This window comes from Microbacterium invictum (assembly GCF_034421375.1).
In the GTDB taxonomy this organism is placed as follows: Bacteria; Actinomycetota; Actinomycetes; order Actinomycetales; family Microbacteriaceae; genus Microbacterium; species Microbacterium invictum_A.
This window is the reverse complement of the sequence record NZ_CP139779.1, coordinates 2,882,936-2,902,482: the sequence shown is the minus strand read 5'-3', so window position 1 is coordinate 2,902,482 and position 19,547 is coordinate 2,882,936. Positions and strand designations below refer to the sequence as shown.

Genomic DNA, 19,547 nt, shown 5'->3' with positions numbered 1-19,547 from the left:
GAACCGTCGGCGCATAAGGGCCTGGTGGAACGGTCGGTGCGCTGTCAGGGTGAGAAGGCTCACCTAGGGCTATGCTGCCCCCGCATTCGGGGAAGATCTGGCGGTCCTGATGAGCGGTCACGCGTCTCCGGAGCCTCGCGCTCGACATTCCCTCCGTCGCTTCCGCGCTCCTGCGGCCGCGATCGGCGCGATCGGACTGGTCCTCGCGGGCTTCGCCATCGGCGGATCACCCGCGACCGCGGCGACGGCCGTCGGCCTCGGAACGGCAGGATCGTTCGTGGTGCTCGGCGCCTCGACGGTGACCAACACCGGTCCGAGTGAACTCGGCGGAGACGTCGGCGTCGCACCCGGAACCGCGATCACCGGGTTTCCGCCCGCCGTAGTCACAGGTGGTGAATTGCACGCCGGCGATGCCGTCGCCCTCCAGGCGCAGGGCGATCTTACCGTGGCGTACAACAACGCCGCCGGGCAGGCCTCGGACGGGGCGCTGGGAACAGAGCTCGGCGGGCAGACCTTCACCCCGGGCGTGTACACCACGGCCGGTGCGGCGGGTGTCACCGGTGCGGTGACGCTCGATGCGCAGGGCGACCCGGGAGCGGTCTGGATCTTCCAGATCGGCGAGACGCTCATCACGGGCACCTCGAGCTCGGTCGTGCCGATCAACGGTGCGCAGGCGTGCAACGTCTTCTGGCAGGTCGGCAGCTCGGCGACGCTCGGTTCGAGCACCGACTTCGTCGGCACGATCCTCGCGCAGGTCTCGGTCACCGTCGTCAACGGAACCACGGTCGAGGGACGAGCCCTCGCCCGAACAGGCGCGGTCACCCTCGACACCAACACCTTCGTGCTCCCCGGTTGTGAGACCGGGCCGACCGACGCGGACGGTGCGGTCGATGTCGACGGCGTCGTCGATGCAGATGGTGCGGTCGATGCGGATGGCGCGGTCGATGCGGATGTCGACGGTGCCGTGGATGGCGCGGTGGATGCCGACGGCGCGGTCGATGTCGATGGTGCCGTAGACGCGGATGGCGGAGTCGATGGAGATGGTGCCGTGGACGGTGCGGTCGACGGAGATGGTGCCGTGGACGCTGACGGTGCGGTCGACGGAGATGGTGCCGTGGATGTCGATGGTGCGGTGGACGCGGATGGTGCCGTGGATGTCGACGGAGCGGTGGACGCGGATGGTGCGGTCGATGCGGATGGTGCCGTGGATGTCGACGGAGCGGTCGACGCGGACGATGCCGTGGATGTCGACGGTGCGGTTGACGCGGACGGTGCCGTGGATGTCGACGGAGCGGTTGACGCGGATGGTGCGGTCGATGCGGATGGTGCCGTGGATGTCGACGGAGCGGTCGACGCGGACGGTGCCGTGGATGTCGACGGTGCCGTAGACGCCGATGGCGCCGTAGATGGGGGCGGCGCGGTCGACGCGGACGGCGCTGTCGACACGGATGGCGCGGTCGATGCGGCCGGCGCTGGGGACGCCGATGGGGCTGTCGACGTCGATGGCGAGGTCGACGTCGATGGCTCCACCGGTTCGGACGGCGCAGCCGATGGCGACACCGACGGCGCCGGCCCGGTCATCGTCACCCCGATGCCCACGATCACGCCCACCGCCACACCGACCGTCACTCCGAGGGTGACGCCGACAGCGACGGGAACGCGAGCGCTCCCGGCCACCGGGTTCGACGGGCTCTGGCTCGTGCCGGTCGGCGCGGCGCTGCTGATCACCGGCGCCCTCATGATCGCGGCACGTCGTCATCGGTTCGGCCGGTAGGCCCCACAGACTGCGCGGGTTCGCCGTCCACGAGGCGGGCCCGCGCATTCCACACTCCCGAGCTGTCGCCATGGCACCCGCTCCCCGATTCAGAGGCATCGCCACGGCGGTGTCTCTGTTCGTCGTGGCCGCTTACGTCGGGGTGACCCTGCTCTTCGTCAACCCACCCAATCCGGTGACCGGCGCGTTCTCGGCCGTGAAGTCTGCGTCGACCCCCTACTTCGCGCAGGAGTGGAACGTCTTTGCCCCTGATATCGCGCGCTCGAACCCGCAGCTGCGCGTCCAGGCGCAGTGGCGCGATGCCAGAGGCGAGCTGGTCAAGAGCCGCTGGGTGAACGTCACCGAGATCGAGTTCGCCGCCGTCGAGGGCCACCCGCTTCCCTCGCGCGTGCAGAAACTGTCGTGGAACGCCCTGTCGTCCTATCTGTCCCGCTTCGACGACCTCGCCCCCGCGCAGCGGCTGATGGTGCAAGACACGTTCATCGAACGAAGCGGCGCCGGGTTCCGCGGCATCCCACCGGAAGAACTGGTCGACAGCCTGAGCGAGCTCGGCGACGATCGCGGCGCCGCGATCGGCCTTCTTCGCGCCGACTTCGCCCTCAAGGAATACCTGACCTACTTCGCCACCGCGTCGTTCGGGCAGCAGATCGAACGGGTGCGGTGGGAGGTCTATCGCGAGCGGCCGAATGACTTCGAGCGGCAGTTCGACTCCGTCGCGCAGCACGCTCCCACGACGCTCCGCTTCGGCTGGCGGCAGGCCGACGATGCCGTGCGTCCCGAGGCGCTCGCCGCCTTCGAAGAGGTCATCGCGCGATACGGCGACGGGTCGTGACCACCGCGCCCGCGCCGCGCGCGGCATCCCTCTCCCTAACCTCTGTCTGGAACCGCACCGTGCAGTGGGTGACAGGGACGAAGCACGCGGTGCGCAGCATGTCGGCCCTGCGCATTCTGTTCGGGATCGCGATCCTGTGGCTCCTCCTCACCAGCGCCGCCGACCGCCACTACCTGTGGGGCGCGGGATCGGTGTGGGTCGACCCCGCCGTCGACAGGCGCGGGTACCCCGACATCCTGCGCGTGTTCTTCCCGAAGGATGACGCCGCGCTCTTCGATCTCAGCTACGCCACCCTGGTCGCGCTGACGACGTTCTTCATCGTCGGGATCGGGACGCGCGTCGTCACCCCGCTGCTGCTGGTGTTCTGGGTGGCGCTGTCGACCAACAGCGTCTATCTGACCAACGGCGGAGACGTGGTCATCCGGCTCGTGCTGCTTTTCTGCGTCTTCGCCGACCTCTCGCAGCACTGGTCGGTGGACGCGTGGCTGCGGCGGATGCGCGGGCCGGTGGCGGCGCGGCGGTCGCCGGCGCGGATGCCCCCGTGGCTGGGGACCGTCGCGCACAACACCGTGGTGGTGCTGTGCGCCTATCAGGTGATCCTCGTCTACGTGAACTCGGGGATCCTCAAGCTGATGGGTTCGGAGTGGCGCGAGGGCAGCGCGCTGTACTACGCGTTCCACCTCGACGTGTTCCGGGTCTTCCCGGCGCTGAGCGACCTCGCCGGAGCGGTCGTGCCGTTCGTCGTCGTCGGCTCGTGGGTGTCGGTCGTGGCGCAGATCGCCTTCCCCGTACTGCTGCTCTGGCGACCCACACGCTACGCCGCGCTGGTTGTCCTCATGGGCATGCACCTGTCGATCGGGCTGCTGCTCGGGCTCTGGCCGTTCTCGCTGGCGATGATCGCGCTGGACCTGGTCTTCATCCGCGATCGCTCGTGGGACAGGGCGTGGCGCACAGTGACCCGCCGCCCGTTCCTCCATCATGGGGCAGAACAGGTGCCGTGACCCGCTGTGGGACGGGTCACGGCACCTGCGATTCGGGGGTCGGCTCAGCGCTCACGCCGTCCAGGGTGAAATGCGTGTCCGCCGAGCCTGACGAGTTTTCTGTCGCAGGTGTTCGGGTGACCTGCGGTTCAGAGGAGAAGGCACGGCATCGCCGGGTCTTCACTGCTGACGCTACTTTACGCGCGACCCCCCGGGTGATCTCAGGGTGAAATGAGGGTGAGTGTGGGGCGAATCTTCGGGCTTCAGCGGGGCGCGGAGAACGGCGCAATCCCGCGCTAATGGCCCCTGACCGGGGGAAATCCCGATACCTATGACGCGAGGGGTCGCGCAATCAAACTGTTGCCTCCCGCGAGGGCCGGCGAAACACGGTGTTGCGATCGTGGCATCATTCGCAGGTTCCCACCGGTCCTGAGACCGTCCCGACGTTGGGCCCTGCGCCCGACACGGGAGGTGATCCATGAGCGTCGTCGAACACACTGCGCCCCCGGCCGCGACGGATGCGGACGAGGCGCCCGCATCGGCCGGGCTCGGCGCCATCCGCCGTCACTGGTGGCTGCTGCGCACCATCCTCCTGGCTGCCGTCAACCTCCTGGTCTTCGTCTTCGTCTCGTTCTTCCTCGTCAAGCTCATCCCCGGTGACCCGGTCGTCACCGCCACCGGCGGACGACTGACTGGAGCCGATCTCGAGGAGGCGCGCGCCTCCTACGGGCTGGACGGTTCGGTGGGGGAGCAGCTCCTCAGCTACCTCGGGTCGCTCGCCCGCCTCGACCTCGGGACCTCGATCGCGACGGGCCGACCCATCGCGGAAGACCTCGCCACGCGGATCCCGGCCACACTCGAGCTGGTGTTCACCGGCCTGCTGGCCGCGTCGATCGTCGCTCTGCTGCTCTCGCACTACGTGGTCACGCACCGCGCCAATCGGGTCTCGCGCGTCCTGCTCAGCTACGCCCGGTCCGCAGGCGCGCTGCCGGAGTACGTCATCGGGATCGCCTTCATCTACCTGTTCTTCGCCGTGCTCGGGTGGGCTCCGGCGCCATCGGGTCGCCTCGACCCGATGCTCCTGGCCCCGCCTCAGGTCACCGGGTTTCCCCTCTTCGACGCCGTGATCGCCGGGGACACGGCCGCCGCAGCCTCCTACGCCTCCCGACTGGCCCTCCCGGTCATCGTGATGATGGTCGCCCACGCGCCGCTTCTGATGAAGACCCTCATCATCAACCTCGACCACGCCATCGACGAGCCGTCCACGCGATTCCGCATCGCCTCGGGAGCGCCGCGGCGCACCATCCTGCTGAGCATCTACCGGCGCGCGCTTCCGTCGGTGGTGGCCATGCTCGGGATGATGTTCGGCCTGCTCCTGGGTGGCGCGGTCGTGCTCGAATCGCTCTTCGCGCTCGGAGGGCTCGGTCAGTACGCGGTGGATGCCGTCAACGCCTCCGACGTCTTCGCGCTCCGCTCCTTTCTTCTCGTGGTCGCCGCGATGTGCCTGGCGATCTATCTCATCGTCGACATCCTCACCATGACCCTCGACCCGCGCCGCAGGGTCGAGACCGGAAAGGGGGCATGATGGCCGCCGCCATCGCCGGAGCCGACCTCGACACCGTCATCCCGAGGCGGCGCACCCGCCGACTCTCGCCTCGGGCGTCGCTGGTGCTGCACTGCGTACCGCTCGGGATCGTGCTCGTCCTGACCTTCATCGGTCCGCTCCTCGCCCCCTTCGACCCGACGCGAGTGGTGGGGACCAGTTCGCAGCCGCCGTCGGCGGAGTGGTGGTTCGGCACCGACTCGATGGGCCTCGACGTCTTCTCGCGGGTCGTCGCGGCCTTCGCACTGAACATCCCGATGGCGCTCGCCATCACCGTCATCGCCACGGGGCTGGGGATGATCATCGGCCTGATCGCGGGGATGTACGAGTCGCGCGGTGGCCCGATCGGCCTCGTCGCCCGCATCCTCACCCGCGCCGTCGATCTCGTTCAGGCGATCCCGGTGATGATCGCCGGGTTGGTCCTGGTGTCGTTCTTCGGCCGCAACCCCGTGGTCATCGTGCTCTCGCTCGCTCTGGTGCTGGTGCCCTTCCAAGCGCGCCTCATGCGCACCGAAGTGCTGAAGACGCGCTCGGACGCCTACGTCGATGCCGCACGGCTCGCCGGCGAGAGCGAAGCCGAGATCGTCTTCCGCCACGTCCTGCCGAACTCGTCGCGTTCGACCATCGAGAACACCTCGGCGATCTTCGCGATGGGCATCATCTTCTGCGCTGCCCTCGGCTTCCTCGGCGTCGGAGTGCCCGTTCCCGCGCCCGAGTGGGGAAGCATGCTCGCCAACGGCGCCACCGACGCCGTGGTCGGTCGCTGGTGGCCCTTCCTCTTCCCCGCCGTCGCCCTCGGCCTCTCCGTCTGGGCGGCATCGGTCTTCGTCGCGGGAGTCACCCGATCCCGCTCCTGAACAGCGTCGCCCTCACCGGCGCCCACACCGCGTTTCCTTCCGCACCATCCCGCCGCATCGCTCCGCCCCGCCCCCGCCCAAGGAGATCCCCACCCATGAACACCCGAACCCCTCGCCGACTGGCCGTCGTCGGCGTCGCCCTCAGCGCCACCGCCCTCGTCCTCGCCGGCTGCGGCTCTGCTGCATCCTCGGAGGAATCCTCGGCCTTCGTCATCGTGACCGCCGCGCAGCCGCCCAGCTTCAGCTACGAGACCAGCGCCACCGGGTACGAGGCCGGTGAGTTCTGGGCCAACACCGGCGCGACGCTGATCCGCAACCCGTACGTCGAGGGAGAGGGCGACCTGTCGGCATCCCAGGATCTGTTCGGCTTCGAGCCGCTCCTCGCCGAGAGCTACGAGGTCAGCGAAGACCGCCTGACCTATACCTTCCACCTCGACCCCGACGCCAAGAGCGTCGCCGGCAACACCATCACGGCCGACGACGTGCTGTTCTCCATCAAGCGCAAGTTCGAAACCCCCACGAGCGTGGTGCCCTTCGTCTCGGCGCCGGCACTGACCGACCCCGACACCCAGGTCACGGTGATCGACGAGTCGACCGTGTCGATCACGATCAGCGACCCCGGCTACGGCTTCACGCTGCTGTCGATGCTCGCCAACCAGCCGTACAACATCTACGACTCCACGGTTCTGCTCGAGCACGCCACCGACGACGACCCGTACGCCGTGGAGTGGTCCGAGACCAACGCCTCCTACGGGTTCGGTGCCTACGAGCTGACCGACTACACCCCCGGCGAGCAGATGGTCTACACCGCCAACCCCGGCTACGTGCTCGGCGAACCCGAGATCACCACGATCGTGCAGCGGGTCGTGCCCGACGCCGGTCAGCGGGCAAATCTCGTCCGCAGCGGCGACGCCCAGATCGCCACGCAGCTGCGTCCCGCGGACCAGGTGGACCTCGCCGACAGCGGGGCGGCGCAGATCTTCACCGTGCCCACCAACGCCTACGTCTACATCCCGCTGCTGACGACCGCAGAGCCGTTCGATGACCCCGAGGTGCGCCGCGCGTTCTCGATGGCGATCCCGTACGACGACATCATCGACGACGTCTACCGCGGGCGTCTCGATCCCGTCGGCTCCATCCTCTCCGAGGACGCCCCCGGATTCGACGGCGAAGGTCTCGCCGCCCCCGAACACGACCCCGCCCAGGCGCAGGAAATCCTCGAGGCGGCCGGGTACACCGAGCCGGTCGAGTTCACGCTGACGGTCAACTCCGCCGTCCCCGACCTCGAGGAGACGGCGGTGCTGATCCAGTCGGCCGCCGCCGACGCCGGATTCGACGTGACCGTCGACTCGGTCAACTCCGCCGTCTTCCAGGAGGGCCTCGCCGCCAAGACCTTCCAGGCCTCGATGGGCCGGGACTACGCGATCGTGCAGTCACCGCCCTACGTGCTGGCGCTGTTCTACACGCCGGGCTCGCCGCTGAACTGGCCCAACTACGAGACCCCCGAATTCAGCGCCGCGCTCGCCGAGGGGAACGCCGTCGGCGACCCGCTGACCCCCGAGGCCGGCGCGTGGTGGAACGAGGCGCAGCGGATCCTGCAGACCGACCTCCCCACGATCTACGTCGGATACGTGCAGCCGCTGAACGCCTTCGGCAACGACGTCGGCGGCTACGTCTTCCGCACCGACAACGTCATCGACTACTCGCAGCTGACCCGGGAGACGGAATGACCTCCGACACGCGCAACATCGTCCTGGACGTCCAGAACCTCAGCATCCACTACGGCGACGCCCCCGCTGTCACCGGCGCGTACCTCACCCTCCGCGAGGGCGAGAAGATGGCGGTGGTCGGCGAATCGGGATCGGGGAAGACCAGTCTTGCGAACGCGATCGCGGGCTTCCTCGACCCCCTGGTCGGCTCGGTGCGCGCTGACCGGCTCGACTTCCGGTACGCGCCGCTGAACCGGTCCATCGATCCGCGCCGGCAGCCGCGCATCCCGGTCCGGACCCCCGGGATGTCGATGGTTTTCCAAGACGCGATGCACTCGCTCGACCCGGTGTGGACGATCGGGAGCCAGCTGGTCGCGGTGCTGCGGGGGGCGGAGCGGATGACCGCACGCGCTGCGCGCGCGGCAGCTGTGAAGCGACTCGCCGCCGTCGGCATCGCCGACCCCGGTCGCGTCATGCGGGCGCGTCCGACCGAGCTCTCGGGAGGCATGCGACAGCGCGTCATGATCGCGATCGCGATGGCGTCGCATCCCGCCCTCCTCATCGCCGATGAGCCGACCAGTGCCCTGGATGCGACCCTCGCGGTGTCGACCATGCAGCTCATGTTCGACCTCGCCGACCAGGAGGGGACGGCGCTTCTGATGATCACGCACGACATCGAGCTCTGTCGCCGCTTCACCGACACCACGGTGGTCATGCACCAGGGGCGGGTGGTCGAGACGATCGCCTCCGATCGCCTCGATCACGCCCGCGACCCCTATACCCGGGGGCTTCTCGCCTGCGTGCCCACGCTGGAGACCGCGACGCTCGCAGAGCTCCCCACGCTGCAGTCGATCGCCGCGGCCGAGCGGACGGCCGCCGCATGACCGTGCGAAGCGTCGACGACGCCGGCATCCGGGTCACCGATCTCGGACGCGACTTCCACCGCGTGCAGGCGGTGCGCTCCGTCACCTTCGCCGTGGCCCCCGGTCGCCGGGTCGGGATCGTGGGCGAGAGCGGGTCGGGAAAGTCGACGGTGGCCCGCATCATCGCAGGGCTCGACCGCCCCACACGCGGCACGGTGCACGTGGACGGTCAGGATCTCCGGTCGGCCCTCTCGACCGCGCGGGGTCGCCGCGAGTACCGGCGCCGCGTGCAGCTGATCGCCCAGGACACGACGTCCACCTTCGACCCGCGCTTCACCATCCGGCAGTCGCTGCGGGTTCCCGGCCAGCGGCTGGGCGGCTGGACGCGCGCCGAATGCGACACCGCGATCGAGGAGATCGCCGAGGAGCTGTCGATCGACGTGTCGCTGCTCGAGCGGCGCCCCGCCCAGCTGTCCGGCGGGCAGCGGCAGCGCATGGCCATCGCGCGGGCGCTCCTCGTGCGGCCGCGCTACCTCGTCTGCGACGAGGCCGTCAGCGCGTTGGACGTCTCGGTGCAAGGCGCGGTGCTGAACCTGCTGAAGCGGTACAGCACCGACCACGACGCCGCGCTGCTGTTCGTCTCGCACGGCCTGCCTGCGACGGCGTTCATCACCGACGAGCTCATCGTGATGTACCGCGGCGAGATCGCCGAAGCCGGCCGTACCACCCAGGTGCTCGGTCGCCCCACGGATCCCTACACCCGCGCCCTCGTCGGCGCGTACCGAGAAATGGAGTCGGCGCGCTCCGGCGCCTGACGCCCGCACCACTGAATAGGAGACAGATGTTCCACCTCGCATGGTTCCTCGGCGACGGCTTCGGCATTCACCCCTGGAGCACCACCAACGGCGACGGCCCCTGGGTCGGCAACAACGTCAACGACTGGATGGATCCGCAGATCTACATCGACATGGCGACGAGCCTCGAGCGCGCCGGATTCGACTACATCCTGTTCGAAGACACCGCGATGGTCGAAGACAGCTACAACGGCACGGCGGACACCAGCCTGCGTCGCGGCTTCATGGCGCCGAAGAACGATCCGATGCCGCTCGTGCCGCTCCTCACCCGGGCGACCAAGCACATCGGCATCATCCCGACCGTCTCGACGATCCAGTACCCGCCCTACCTCGCCGCGCGTCTCTACACCACCCTCGACCACCTCACCGAGGGCCGTGTCGGGATGAACGTGGTCACGAGCGTCACCGACCGGGTCGCCCAGAACTTCGGCTACGACCAGCATCTCGACCATGACGAGCGGTATGCGATGGCGATGGAGTGGGTCGACGTGGTGCTCGCGCTGCAGCAGAGCTGGGAGGAGGGCGCGGTGGTCGCCGATCCCGTCGCGGGGATCTACGCCGACCACACGAAGGTGCGTCCCATCGACCACAAGGGCCGCTTCTTCTCCTCGCGCGGGCCGCTCAACACCATCCCCGGCCCGCAGCGGACGCCCCCGATCTGTTCGGCGGGAAGCTCACCCGCCGGGCGCGAACTCGCCGCACGCTACGACGACACGATGATCTCGATGGTCAAGAGCGGCGCGGCCGGTCGTGCCTACCGCGACGACATGCGGGCGCGGGTGGCGTCCTACGGACGCAACCCCGACGATGTGAAGTTCCTCTTCCTCGCCACCCCGTGGATCGCGGCGACCGACTCCGAGGCGCAGGATCAATTCGAGGCCTACAACCGGTGGAAGGCCACCGACAAGGGCGTGGAGTACAACCTCTGGAACATGTCCTACACCTCGGGCGGGCGCATCGACTTCGGCGGCATCGACCCCGACACGCCCGTGTCGGAGATCGATCTGTCGAAGCAGAACGGCGAGCACACGTCGATCTCGAATCTCTTCGAGAACTCCGAGGGCAAGACGCTCCGCGAGGTCGTCGCGACATCCCACCAGACCAGCGACATGGGGCTCATCGGCTCGCCCGAGACCGTCGCGAGCAAGATGGAGGAGCTGATGGATGAGATCGGCGGTGACGGCTTCCTCATCTACATGCCGACCACACGGATGAACTTCGCGCTCATGGCCGACGGGCTCGCGCCGGTGCTCCGCCGCCGCGGACTCATCCGCGACGGATACGCCGGGTCGACGCTGCGGGATCACCTGCGGGAGTTCTGATGGCACCGGATGACGCCCGCCGGCCCTTCGTGGTCGGCGGGCGTCATCCGTCTGCGGGTCGCTCTCAGGAGAAGGAGATCGGACCCCGGTCGAAGCTCACGCGGTCGGCACGGAAGGCATCGAACACCACCTGGATCGGGGTGTCGTCGACGTCGAGGTACATCAACTCCCGCCGGAGCAGAGGAGCGCCCTCGTCGATTCCGAGGATGCGGCTCGTCCTGGCATCCGACAGCTCCGCGCCGATCCACGCGTAGACGAGCCCCGGCTCTTTGCCGAAGAAGTCGCGCATGACCGTCGACATCGTCGCCGGTTGGCGGATAGCGGTCGGGTCGCTCGTGACGGCCTGCGAGAAGTAGGCCGTGCGGATGCCGATCGTCTCGCCTTTGAGGGTGAAGGAGTTCTCCACCATCCGCACGTCGTCATCGTCGAGCTGGAGGCGTTCGCGCAGGAGCGGAGTCGACGGGACCAGGCGCTGCTCGAGGACTTCGATGGACACGCCCCCGCGCTCGCCGAAGGCGAAGTCGGTCACCCCGATGCGCACCCCCGCGTTGACCAGTCGGGTGCCGACGCGGGTGCGTCGCTCGAGGATGCCGATGCTGGTCAGCTGCGACAGGGCGCTGCGCACGGCTCCGCGGCTGGCGGAATACGTCTGCATGAGGTTCTCTTCGTTGAGAGTGGAGCCGGGGGTGATCCGGCCGGCGCGGATCGCGGCGAGAAGCAGGTCTCGGACGCGACGAGCGGAGATCTGCGCGCCGCGGGCTGAGCCGCCGTGTGCGCGGGGGTGAGCGATCGCTTCGGGCATCGACCTCTCCTCGGGTGGGTGATGCGAGGCTAACGAGACTCCGTTTCCGCACCGCTCTGTAGCGTTTCGCCGGTGTAACGCCAAGCCGGGGAAGAGCTACGAACTCTTCCCCGGTGTGGTGGTCGCGGTGACGTCAGGCGGCGAGGGTGGTGAACTGCGAGCGATGCCACACCAGCGGGGTGTGAGAGAAATCGCTCATGAGGCCGAGGACGCGCAGCACGATGATGTCGTGGTCGCCAGCCGGGTAGACGTGCTCGACGGAGCAGTCGAGCCAGATCGGCGCCTGGTCGAGGAAGATGGAGCCGCGCTCGGAGACGTGCGTCTCGACGCCGGCGAAGCGCTGCGCCTTGTCCTTCGACGCGAGCTGGCGTGTGACCGGGGCATGAGCCTCGCCGAGGATGGAGATGCCCAGGGTGTCGGCGGTCGCGAGAACCGGCCAGGTGGTCGAGGACTTCTGCACCGCGAACATGACCAGCGGCGGGTCCTGCGAGACACCGACCGAGAACGAGGAGGCGACGAGGACGGTCGGCTCATCGTCGACGACGGCGGCCAGGGCCGCCACGCCGCACGGGAATCCCGAGAAGGCCTGGCGCAGCAGTGCCGGGTCGGCGGACTCGGCGGAATACGGATTGAGCATCAGTGTCCTTTCGTGCGAAGCAGGTGAGGTGAGGGTGGCGGCGGTCACGAGGCGCTCCTGTCGAAGGGGGCAGGGTCGCCGGTGGCAGGGGTGGCGGTGGTGGCGGTGTCGGCGGCGGAGGTCGAGTCGGCGGAGGAGAGGACGGCCGAGGCCCAGCGGGCCAGCCACGGATCGAGCACGCCGGGCTGGTCATAGACCTTGTCGCCCAGGTAGAGGCCCTGCGCGGGGCAGACCGCTCCGAGCTCGACGAGCACGGGCTTGAGGAGGAGGTCGGGCGCCAGGGCGTGGGCGGGTCCGGCGCCGAGCATGAGCGGAACGGCAGTCACGCCCGCCAGACCCGTACCGGTGTCGAACTGGTCGAGGAAGAGTTTCAGGATGCCGGTGTAGGTAGCCTTGAACGTCGGAGAGGCCACGATCAGCAGGTCGCTCGCCGCCGCGATCGCGACGGCGTCGGCGACGGCAGGGTCGCCCCACCCGAGAAGGCCCGGGCCGAGTGCGATGACGTCAATGGCGTGATCGGCGTCCCGGTCGGTGAGCGCACGGGCGACGATGTGCGCGGCATCCAGGGTGCGTGACGCGGGCTTGGGGTTTCCGGCGACAACGGTGACGATCATGGCGCCTCCTTCCACTGTGAAGTAGACACCGAGGCGGTTTCACCGGGGTGAAAGGAGGATTACTGTCGATTGCGCGGCTTGCGGGTGGGACGTCGAGGTGAAGAAGACCCGGTCATGCGCAGTTTCAGTGTCGCGGAAGCCCCCACTCCGCGACGGTCGACGGGGCTAGCCGCGAGCCGTCCGCGCCTTCACCCACAGGCCGATGTCGTGGATGGCGCGCGCGGCGCCGGCGGGGCTCTCCGCGGCATCCAGATCATCGAACGTGTCACGGAAGCCCTCGGGAAGGGCTGCCGTCGGAGGCGCGACGGGGCGGAACTCCATCGTCCACTCGCCGAACTGCCGCTCATCGATCGGCTCGTCGAGCACGACGCGGATGTCGGTGTGACGCGGATCGTCGGTGATCGTGCGCACGAGCGACTCGACGGTGTCGCGCGGGCCCTCGAGCACCTGCACGAACTGCCCCTCGCGGTACAGCAGCACGCCGGTCACGCCCGACTGGGCGTTGTTCTCGCGGCTCTCGGTGAGGATGTCGCGGAGGGTGTCGTCGCCGACATCCGCCTTCGCTCGGCTCACATAGACAACGGAGACGAGCTGGTCGCCGGCGGTGATGCTCATGCCGTCGCCTCCTCGTCGTGGTGGGCGAGGAGCGTCCGCATCGCCTGCCGACGATCGGGCGCCGCGCCGACCTGGCGGGAGCGGCCGTTGAAGACGCGGTAGGTGCCGTCGGCTTCGCGGTCGAGGTAGCCGAGGAAGACGCCGTCGCGATTGGCGACGTAGAAGCCGTCTTCGACGCGCGACCACAGCACGCCGTAGGAGGGGGATGTCGCGGCGTCGGTGCCGCGCATGGGATCGGGGGCCAGTGATGAAGCCATTGCCTCATTCTGCGTGGGGGTGCACGGCCGGGGGAGGCGGTTGCGAAGCGGCGCGGGATATGTCAGCGACGGAGGTGGGCCGGGGTGCGCCGCCCCGTCGCCCCCGCTGCCGTCGTCGCCTCCGTCGCCAAGAAAAGGCAATCGCGCGCGACCCCATGCTCGAAGCTGCGGTATCGGCGCGAAGCCGGCTTCTTGGCGGCGCGCTGTGCGCCGAGGGGGCCGCTGCGGTTCCCGGCCTGCCGCAGCATCTGCCGTTGTCTGCCCACGCGTTACATGTAACGCTGGATGTATGGCAGTGAGAGAGCGGGTGAGCGAATACCGGCGACGTGTGCGGGAGCGCGGATTCCGCCCGGTTCAGGTGTGGGTGCCCGACGTGCGCACGCCCACTCTTGCGGCGGAGGCGGCACGGCAAGCGTCCCTCGTTGCTCACGCCGATCGCGAATCCGACGACCAAGCGTTTGTCGAAGCAGTCGCGGCGCCCTGGGATGACGAGTGATCCGCGGTGAAATCTGGACCGTCGCTGGTGGTGTGTATGCCTCGAAGCCAACGCCCGCACTGATTGTGCAAGACGACGCGTACGCGGCGACGGATTCTGTGACGGTACTCCCACTGACGAGCCGGTTGGTGGATGCTCCGCTGTTGCGCATTCGCATCTCAGCGGGCGGACTGTCGGGTCTTGACCGCGACGGCGACGTGATGGTGGACAAAGCGACAACGGTACGGCGGTCCAACGTCGTTACCCGCGTGGGCCGCATGACGGCGGAGCAGCTCGCCGACGTGAAGCGCAGCGTCATGGCATTCCTGGGGCTCGCGCGACGAGGCCGACGTAGGGGGGTCGGTGGAGCCCGCAGTGTCCGCTGGGAAACCACAGTCCGGTCCGGAGGTGTGGTTGAGGCAGGTATCAGAGCGAGATCGGTTCCGGCGTAGCTCACGGGTGGATGCTGCGGCGATACCTCGCCGCGCCGACAACGCCCGCGACCGCCAGTGCCGGACGAGCGACCGCCTGAACGAGGGGTGCGCGCAGCGCGCGGATCACGCGAACCGGGCCGAGCGATTCGCGTATCGCCGGCACCGCCCATTCGTCGACACGGCTCTGGTACGAACGAACGGCGTCGTCGATTCGGGATTCTCGAATCAGTGCCTCGGCCAAGGCCCCCGCAGACCGGATCGCCGTCGACCCGGCTCGCCCGCCGGTCGGCGGCATGGCGTGGACCGCGTCTCCGATCGCGGTGACGCGTGACGGCGACCACGGGAATCGGGGTGGATGCGGGCGCGCGGCGCGGAACGAGAATGCGGCGGTGCGCGCCGGATCGGACGTTTCGATCTGCTCAGTCATCCAGGGGTGCCACGCAGCGGCCAGTTCGTGGGCGCGAGCGATCAGGGTGCCGGGTGGTGCGCCGAGGATGTCGGCGACCATCTCGCGGCGAGCGATGAGGCCCCAGACCAGGGCAGGAGGCCCCACCGCGCTGCGGAGTTCGGGCGAGAGCCCGGCCCACGCTGCGTCGAGGCGGGCCGTGCGTCGAGAGGCGAGGGACAGGAACATCCCCACGCCGCGATGGTCGAGGGCGAGCGCGGGGCCTTGGGCGAGGTATCGCGGAAAGGTCGCGCCGGCGGTCATGGGGCTCGACCCGGCGATGCCGATGAGGCCCGCGTCGTCGCTCGTCGGGCGCTCGGTCACCGCTTCGACGACGGAGGAACGCGCGCCGTCGGCGGCCACGACCAGGTCGGCATCGATCTCGGTGCCATCGGACAGCGCGACCGACGCGCCGTCGGCGCGCGAGCGGGCGGCGACCACCGTGGATGCGAACCGGATGCGCTCGCCGAGGTCATCGGCGAGGATCAGGCGCAGTGCGCGGCGCTGACAGAGCATCCGGTCTTGACCTTCGGGCTCAGGCGCCACGACGATCGGGCGGAGCTGCGCGTCGGCGATCGTGAATTGAGCGAAGGTCTCTGGGCCGTCCGACACCTCGCGGATTCGCTCGACCACGGATGCAGGCACGTGCTGCTCGACGACGGCGACCGCTTCGGGGGTCAGGGCGATCCGGTATCCGCCGGTGTCTGCCGCTTCGGCATCGCGGTCGAGGACGACGACGTCGGCGTGGTCGCGCAGCGCGTGGGCCAGCACGAGACCGCCGAGCCCTGCTCCGACGATGACCACCCGCATAGGCTCAGCCTGGCACGTCCACGTCCCGAGCCGCCCGTCTTTCGACGAGCCACCCTGCGATGAACGGTGGCTCGTCGCGAACCCGGAGGGTCGCCCGAAGCCGGACGATGGGGCGGCCCGCTGAGATACGGCAAGGGGGTATGCTTCACGTGAGGGATACCCCCTAGACGTATCGAGGAGAAGCTATGAGCACCACTGCTGAATACGCCGTCACCGGAATGACGTGCGGCCACTGCGAGATGTCGGTCCGCGAAGAGGTCAGCGAGATCGCGGGCCTGACCGTCGTGGATGTCTCGGCGCAGACCGGCACGCTCGTCGTGTCGGCGGACACTCCCGTCGACGACGCCGCCGTCATCGCCGCCGTCGAAGAGGCCGGCTACAAGGCTGCCCGCGCCTGACGTGAACGCACCGGTTCGGCTCGGCCTGTACGCGGGAGCGCTCGCGCTGATGTTCGGCGCGTCGTTCGGCGTGGCGTCGCTCGTCGCCCCCGACGCGCCGTCGTCGGCCGCGTCGGAACAGGTGGAGCGCGCGGGCGCGCACGCCGAGACACCGCATTCGGCACCACCCGCCCCGTCAGGCGCGGTGGGTGGTCACGATGACGGTGGGTCGGCGCACGAAGCGTCTGGGAGCGCTGACCTCACGGGGAGCGGCGGGGGTGCCGTCACCGGCGTCACCGCGAGCGACCGGGGGTACACCCTGTCCGAGGTCGATGCTCCCAGCGAGGTCGGCGAAGCCGGCATCCTGTCGTTCGAGATCACCGGGCCAGGCGGTGACGCCGTCACCGAGTACGACGACGCCCACGAGAAGGACCTCCACCTCATCGTCGTCCGCACCGACGGCGCCGCGTTCCGACACGAGCACCCGACGCTGGGCTCGGATGGTCGGTGGACGATCCCCTGGACCTGGGACGCCGCGGGCGGCTACCGCGTCTACGCCGACATCGTGCCGAGCGAGCTCGGCGAAGGCCTCACTCTGACCCGTTCTGTGCTGGTGGAGGGTGCCGTCGAGGCATCCGCTCCGGTCTTCGGAACGGCGTCGGCGGCGGGGCCCTTCGAGGTGACGCTAACCGGCGACCTCGACGCGGGCGGCGAATCCACCCTCGGATTCACGGTGTCTCGCGACGGCCGGCCCGTCCAGCTCGAGCCCTATCTCGGCGCCGACGGCCACCTCGTGGCGCTCCGCGAAGCCGATCTCGCCTACCTGCACGTGCACCCCGAGCACGCCGACGACCACGAGCCGGGCACCGTGTCGTTCGCCGCCGAGGTGCCGAGCGCCGGCGCGTACCTGCTCTACCTCGACGTCAAGATCGACGGAGAGGTGCACACCGCCACCTTCCGAGTGGAGGCATCGTGACCACCGTGCAGCCCGGCCCGACAGACCGCGTCGAGCTCGAGATCGGCGGCATGACGTGTGCGTCGTGCGCCAACCGCATCGAGCGGAAGCTCAACAAGCTCGACGGAGTGACGGCGAGCGTCAACTACGCCACAGAGAAGGCTCACGTCGAGGTGCCCGCGGGCACCGACCCCGCCGCCCTCATCGCCGAGGTCGAGAAGACCGGCTACACCGCGGCGCTTCCGGCGCCGCCCGAGCTGCCCGACGCCGCGGCCGGGTCGTCCGACGGCCGCGACGATCCGGAACTGCGGTCGCTGCGGCAGCGGCTGATCGGCAGCGTCATCCTCGGGGTTCCCGTCATCCTGCTCTCGATGATCCCCGCCCTGCAGTTCACGTACTGGCAGTGGGCGGCGCTCGCGCTCGCCGCGCCCGTCGTGGTGTGGGCGGCGTGGCCGTTCCACCGGGCGGCGGGGCTGAACCTGCGCCACGGCGCCGCGACGATGGACACCCTCATCTCGGTCGGCGTCTCGGCCGCGTTCCTGTGGTCGCTCTGGGCCCTGTTCTTCGGCACCGCCGGCGAGCCGGGCATGATCCACCCCTTCACCCTCGCCATCGCGCCGAGCGACGGGTCGGCGAACATCTACCTCGAGGTCGCCGCGGGCGTGACGATGTTCGTGCTGGCGGGCCGCTACTTCGAAAAGCGCGCGAAGCGCCGAGCGGGCGACGCGATGCGCGCTCTCCTCGACATGGGGGCGAAAGATGTCGCGGTGCGCCGCTCCGGTGACGAGGTGAGGATCTCGATCGGCGACCTGCGCGTCGGCGACGAGTTCGTCGTGCGCCCGGGGGAGAAGATCGCCACGGACGGCGTGATCGTCGAGGGTCGGAGCGCCGTCGACGCCTCGATGCTCACCGGCGAATCCGTTCCGGTGGAGGTGTCGGTCGGCGACGGGGTCGTCGGCGCGACCGTCAACGCCGGTGGGCGACTCATCGTGCGCGCCACCCGCATCGGCGCCGACACGCAGCTCGCTCAGATGGCGCGCCTCGTCGAAGAGGCGCAGTCGGGCAAGGCCGAGGTGCAGCGCCTCGCCGATCGGATCTCGGGCGTCTTCGTGCCCGTTGTCATCGCGATCGCGGTCGGCGTGCTGGGCGCGTGGCTCGGCGCGGGCTTCGGGGCCGAGGCGGCGTTCACCGCGGCCGTCGCCGTGCTGATCATCGCCTGCCCGTGCGCGCTCGGGCTCGCCACGCCCACCGCGTTGCTCGTCGGAACCGGACGCGGCGCGCAGCTCGGGATCCTGATCAAAGGCCCCGAGGTGCTCGAGCAGACCCGCCGCGTCGACACGATCGTGCTCGACAAGACCGGCACGGTGACGAGCGGACGGATGACGCTGACCGGCGTCGTCGCCGCAGCGGGAGTCTCGGAGGACGATGTGCTGCGTCTCGCGGGTGCGGTCGAGGATGCGTCGGAGCATCCGATCGCTCGGGCGATCTCGGTTGCGGTTCGCGAGCGGTTCGGTGAGTTGCCCGTCGTCGAGTCGTTCCAGAACCTCGAGGGACGCGGCGTCCAGGGGGTCGTCGAGGGACGCCTCGTCTTCGTCGGTCGCGATGCCCTTCTCGCCGAGTGGGCCGTCGAGCTGCCCGCCGACCTGGCTCAGGCCAAGCTCCTGTCGGAGGGCGAGGGTGCGACCGCGGTGATCGTCGGGTGGGATGGTGCTGCCCGCGGCATCCTCACCGTCTCGGACCAGGTGAAGCCGACGAGCGCCGAGGCGGTCGCGGCCTTCCGACGGCTCGGGCTCACGCCGGTGCTGCTCACAGGTGACAACGACACGGTGGCGCGGCGTGTGGCGGCCGAGGTGGGCATCGACGATGTCATCGCCGAGGTGCTGCCCGCCGGCAAGGTCGAGGTCGTAAAGCGCCTGCAGAGCGAGGGGCGGGTCGTCGCGATGGTCGGCGACGGTGTGAACGACGCTGCTGCGCTCGCGAAGGCGGACCTCGGCCTGGCGATGGGGACGGGGACGGATGTCGCGATCGAGGCCTCCGACCTCACGCTCGTCTCGGGGGACCTGCGGACGGCGGCGGATGCGATCCGCCTGTCGCGGCGGACCCTCGGGGTCATCAAGGGCAGTCTCTTCTGGGCGTTCGCGTACAACGTCGCCGCGATCCCGCTCGCGGCGCTCGGGCTGCTGAACCCGATGCTCGCCGGTGCGGCGATGGCGTTCTCGAGCGTCTTCGTCGTGAGCAACAGCCTTCGGCTGCGCGGATTCCGGTCGGCGTTCCGCAGATCGGCGGAATATGCGGCGGCGTCGCGGAGTTCTTCCTGATACCCCCTAGGGGT

At 69.4% G+C, this 19,547-nt stretch carries 20 protein-coding genes; 14 read left to right on the top strand and 6 right to left on the bottom strand.

Going from position 1 to position 19,547, the window contains the following annotated elements:
• The first annotated feature begins 109 nt into the window (after window positions 1–109).
• The 9 genes from T9R20_RS13930 to T9R20_RS13890 all read left to right on the top strand — a co-directional run bounded on the left by T9R20_RS13930 (window position 110) and on the right by T9R20_RS13890 (window position 10,794).
• Complete coding sequence (locus tag T9R20_RS13930; protein ID WP_322409905.1) at window positions 110–1,774, top strand: ice-binding family protein; 1,665 nt, start codon at window positions 110–112, stop codon at window positions 1,772–1,774.
• A gap of 70 nt (window positions 1,775–1,844) precedes the next feature.
• Window positions 1,845–2,606, top strand: a complete 762-nt coding sequence (locus T9R20_RS13925) for a DUF5819 family protein (protein WP_322409904.1) — start codon at window positions 1,845–1,847, stop codon at window positions 2,604–2,606.
• Entirely contained in the window at window positions 2,603–3,607 is a 1,005-nt protein-coding gene (locus T9R20_RS13920) for an HTTM domain-containing protein (protein ID WP_322409903.1), read from the top strand. Before T9R20_RS13925 ends, T9R20_RS13920 begins: the two co-directional genes overlap by 4 nt.
• A 457-nt stretch (window positions 3,608–4,064) precedes the next feature.
• A complete protein-coding gene (locus tag T9R20_RS13915) occupies window positions 4,065–5,171 on the top strand; it encodes an ABC transporter permease (protein ID WP_322409902.1) in 1,107 nt (368 codons plus the stop codon).
• Complete coding sequence (locus T9R20_RS13910; RefSeq protein WP_322409901.1) at window positions 5,171–6,046, top strand: ABC transporter permease; 876 nt, start codon at window positions 5,171–5,173, stop codon at window positions 6,044–6,046. Before T9R20_RS13915 ends, T9R20_RS13910 begins: the two co-directional genes overlap by 1 nt.
• Window positions 6,047–6,141: 95 nt before the next feature.
• Window positions 6,142–7,776: an ABC transporter substrate-binding protein gene (locus tag T9R20_RS13905; RefSeq protein ID WP_322409899.1), complete on the top strand. Its 1,635-nt coding sequence runs from the start codon at window positions 6,142–6,144 to the stop codon at window positions 7,774–7,776.
• Window positions 7,773–8,639 carry an ABC transporter ATP-binding protein gene (locus tag T9R20_RS13900; protein WP_322409898.1) on the top strand — a complete coding sequence of 289 codons (867 nt, stop codon included), beginning with the start codon at window positions 7,773–7,775 and terminating at the stop codon, window positions 8,637–8,639. Before T9R20_RS13905 ends, T9R20_RS13900 begins: the two co-directional genes overlap by 4 nt.
• On the top strand, window positions 8,636–9,433 hold the full coding sequence (locus tag T9R20_RS13895; RefSeq protein ID WP_322409897.1) for an ABC transporter ATP-binding protein: 798 nt from the start codon (window positions 8,636–8,638) through the stop codon (window positions 9,431–9,433). The genes T9R20_RS13900 and T9R20_RS13895 overlap by 4 nt, the downstream gene beginning before the upstream one ends.
• Window positions 9,434–9,459: 26 nt before the next feature.
• Window positions 9,460–10,794: an NtaA/DmoA family FMN-dependent monooxygenase gene (locus T9R20_RS13890; RefSeq protein WP_322409896.1), complete on the top strand. Its 1,335-nt coding sequence runs from the start codon at window positions 9,460–9,462 to the stop codon at window positions 10,792–10,794.
• Window positions 10,795–10,858: 64 nt separating this feature from the next.
• Here the strand turns inward: T9R20_RS13890 and T9R20_RS13885 are convergent, their stop codons facing one another.
• The 5 genes from T9R20_RS13885 to T9R20_RS13865 all read right to left on the bottom strand — a co-directional run bounded on the left by T9R20_RS13885 (window position 10,859) and on the right by T9R20_RS13865 (window position 13,719).
• Window positions 10,859–11,596 carry a GntR family transcriptional regulator gene (locus tag T9R20_RS13885; RefSeq protein ID WP_322409895.1) on the bottom strand — a complete coding sequence of 246 codons (738 nt, stop codon included), beginning with the start codon at window positions 11,594–11,596 and terminating at the stop codon, window positions 10,859–10,861.
• A 133-nt stretch (window positions 11,597–11,729) separates the two neighbouring features.
• Window positions 11,730–12,233 (bottom strand): flavin reductase family protein, encoded by a 504-nt coding sequence (locus tag T9R20_RS13880; protein WP_322409894.1) that lies wholly within the window; start codon window positions 12,231–12,233, stop codon window positions 11,730–11,732.
• A gap of 44 nt (window positions 12,234–12,277) precedes the next feature.
• Window positions 12,278–12,847, bottom strand: a complete 570-nt coding sequence (locus T9R20_RS13875) for an NADPH-dependent FMN reductase (RefSeq protein WP_322409893.1) — start codon at window positions 12,845–12,847, stop codon at window positions 12,278–12,280.
• Window positions 12,848–13,012: 165 nt separating this feature from the next.
• The gene (locus tag T9R20_RS13870; RefSeq protein WP_322409892.1) at window positions 13,013–13,462 is read right to left on the bottom strand and encodes a BLUF domain-containing protein; all 450 of its coding nucleotides are present in this window, start codon (window positions 13,460–13,462) and stop codon (window positions 13,013–13,015) included.
• Window positions 13,459–13,719 (bottom strand): hypothetical protein, encoded by a 261-nt coding sequence (locus tag T9R20_RS13865; RefSeq protein ID WP_322409891.1) that lies wholly within the window; start codon window positions 13,717–13,719, stop codon window positions 13,459–13,461. The genes T9R20_RS13870 and T9R20_RS13865 overlap by 4 nt, the downstream gene beginning before the upstream one ends.
• 289 nt (window positions 13,720–14,008) lie before the next feature.
• Here T9R20_RS13865 and T9R20_RS13860 point away from each other — a divergent pair, with 289 nt between their 5' ends.
• Together T9R20_RS13860 and T9R20_RS13855 are read left to right on the top strand one after the other, a co-directional pair.
• Window positions 14,009–14,215 (top strand): antitoxin MazE-like protein, encoded by a 207-nt coding sequence (locus T9R20_RS13860; protein WP_322409890.1) that lies wholly within the window; start codon window positions 14,009–14,011, stop codon window positions 14,213–14,215.
• Complete coding sequence (locus tag T9R20_RS13855) at window positions 14,212–14,646, top strand: type II toxin-antitoxin system PemK/MazF family toxin (RefSeq protein WP_322409889.1); 435 nt, start codon at window positions 14,212–14,214, stop codon at window positions 14,644–14,646. The genes T9R20_RS13860 and T9R20_RS13855 overlap by 4 nt, the downstream gene beginning before the upstream one ends.
• 1 nt (window position 14,647) lies before the next feature.
• On the opposite strand, the gene T9R20_RS13850 is transcribed toward T9R20_RS13855, so the two are convergent.
• Entirely contained in the window at window positions 14,648–15,883 is a 1,236-nt protein-coding gene (locus T9R20_RS13850; protein ID WP_322409888.1) for an NAD(P)/FAD-dependent oxidoreductase, read from the bottom strand.
• 185 nt (window positions 15,884–16,068) lie between these two features.
• Here T9R20_RS13850 and T9R20_RS13845 point away from each other — a divergent pair, with 185 nt between their 5' ends.
• The 3 genes from T9R20_RS13845 to T9R20_RS13835 are packed head-to-tail and all read left to right on the top strand — an operon-like array spanning window position 16,069 to window position 19,533.
• The gene (locus T9R20_RS13845) at window positions 16,069–16,281 is read left to right on the top strand and encodes a heavy-metal-associated domain-containing protein (protein WP_322409887.1); all 213 of its coding nucleotides are present in this window, start codon (window positions 16,069–16,071) and stop codon (window positions 16,279–16,281) included.
• A gap of 1 nt (window position 16,282) precedes the next feature.
• Window positions 16,283–17,236, top strand: a complete 954-nt coding sequence (locus tag T9R20_RS13840) for a heavy-metal-associated domain-containing protein (RefSeq protein WP_322409886.1) — start codon at window positions 16,283–16,285, stop codon at window positions 17,234–17,236.
• Window positions 17,233–19,533: a heavy metal translocating P-type ATPase gene (locus tag T9R20_RS13835; RefSeq protein ID WP_416182913.1), complete on the top strand. Its 2,301-nt coding sequence runs from the start codon at window positions 17,233–17,235 to the stop codon at window positions 19,531–19,533. Before T9R20_RS13840 ends, T9R20_RS13835 begins: the two co-directional genes overlap by 4 nt.
• Window positions 19,534–19,547: the final 14 nt, after the last annotated feature.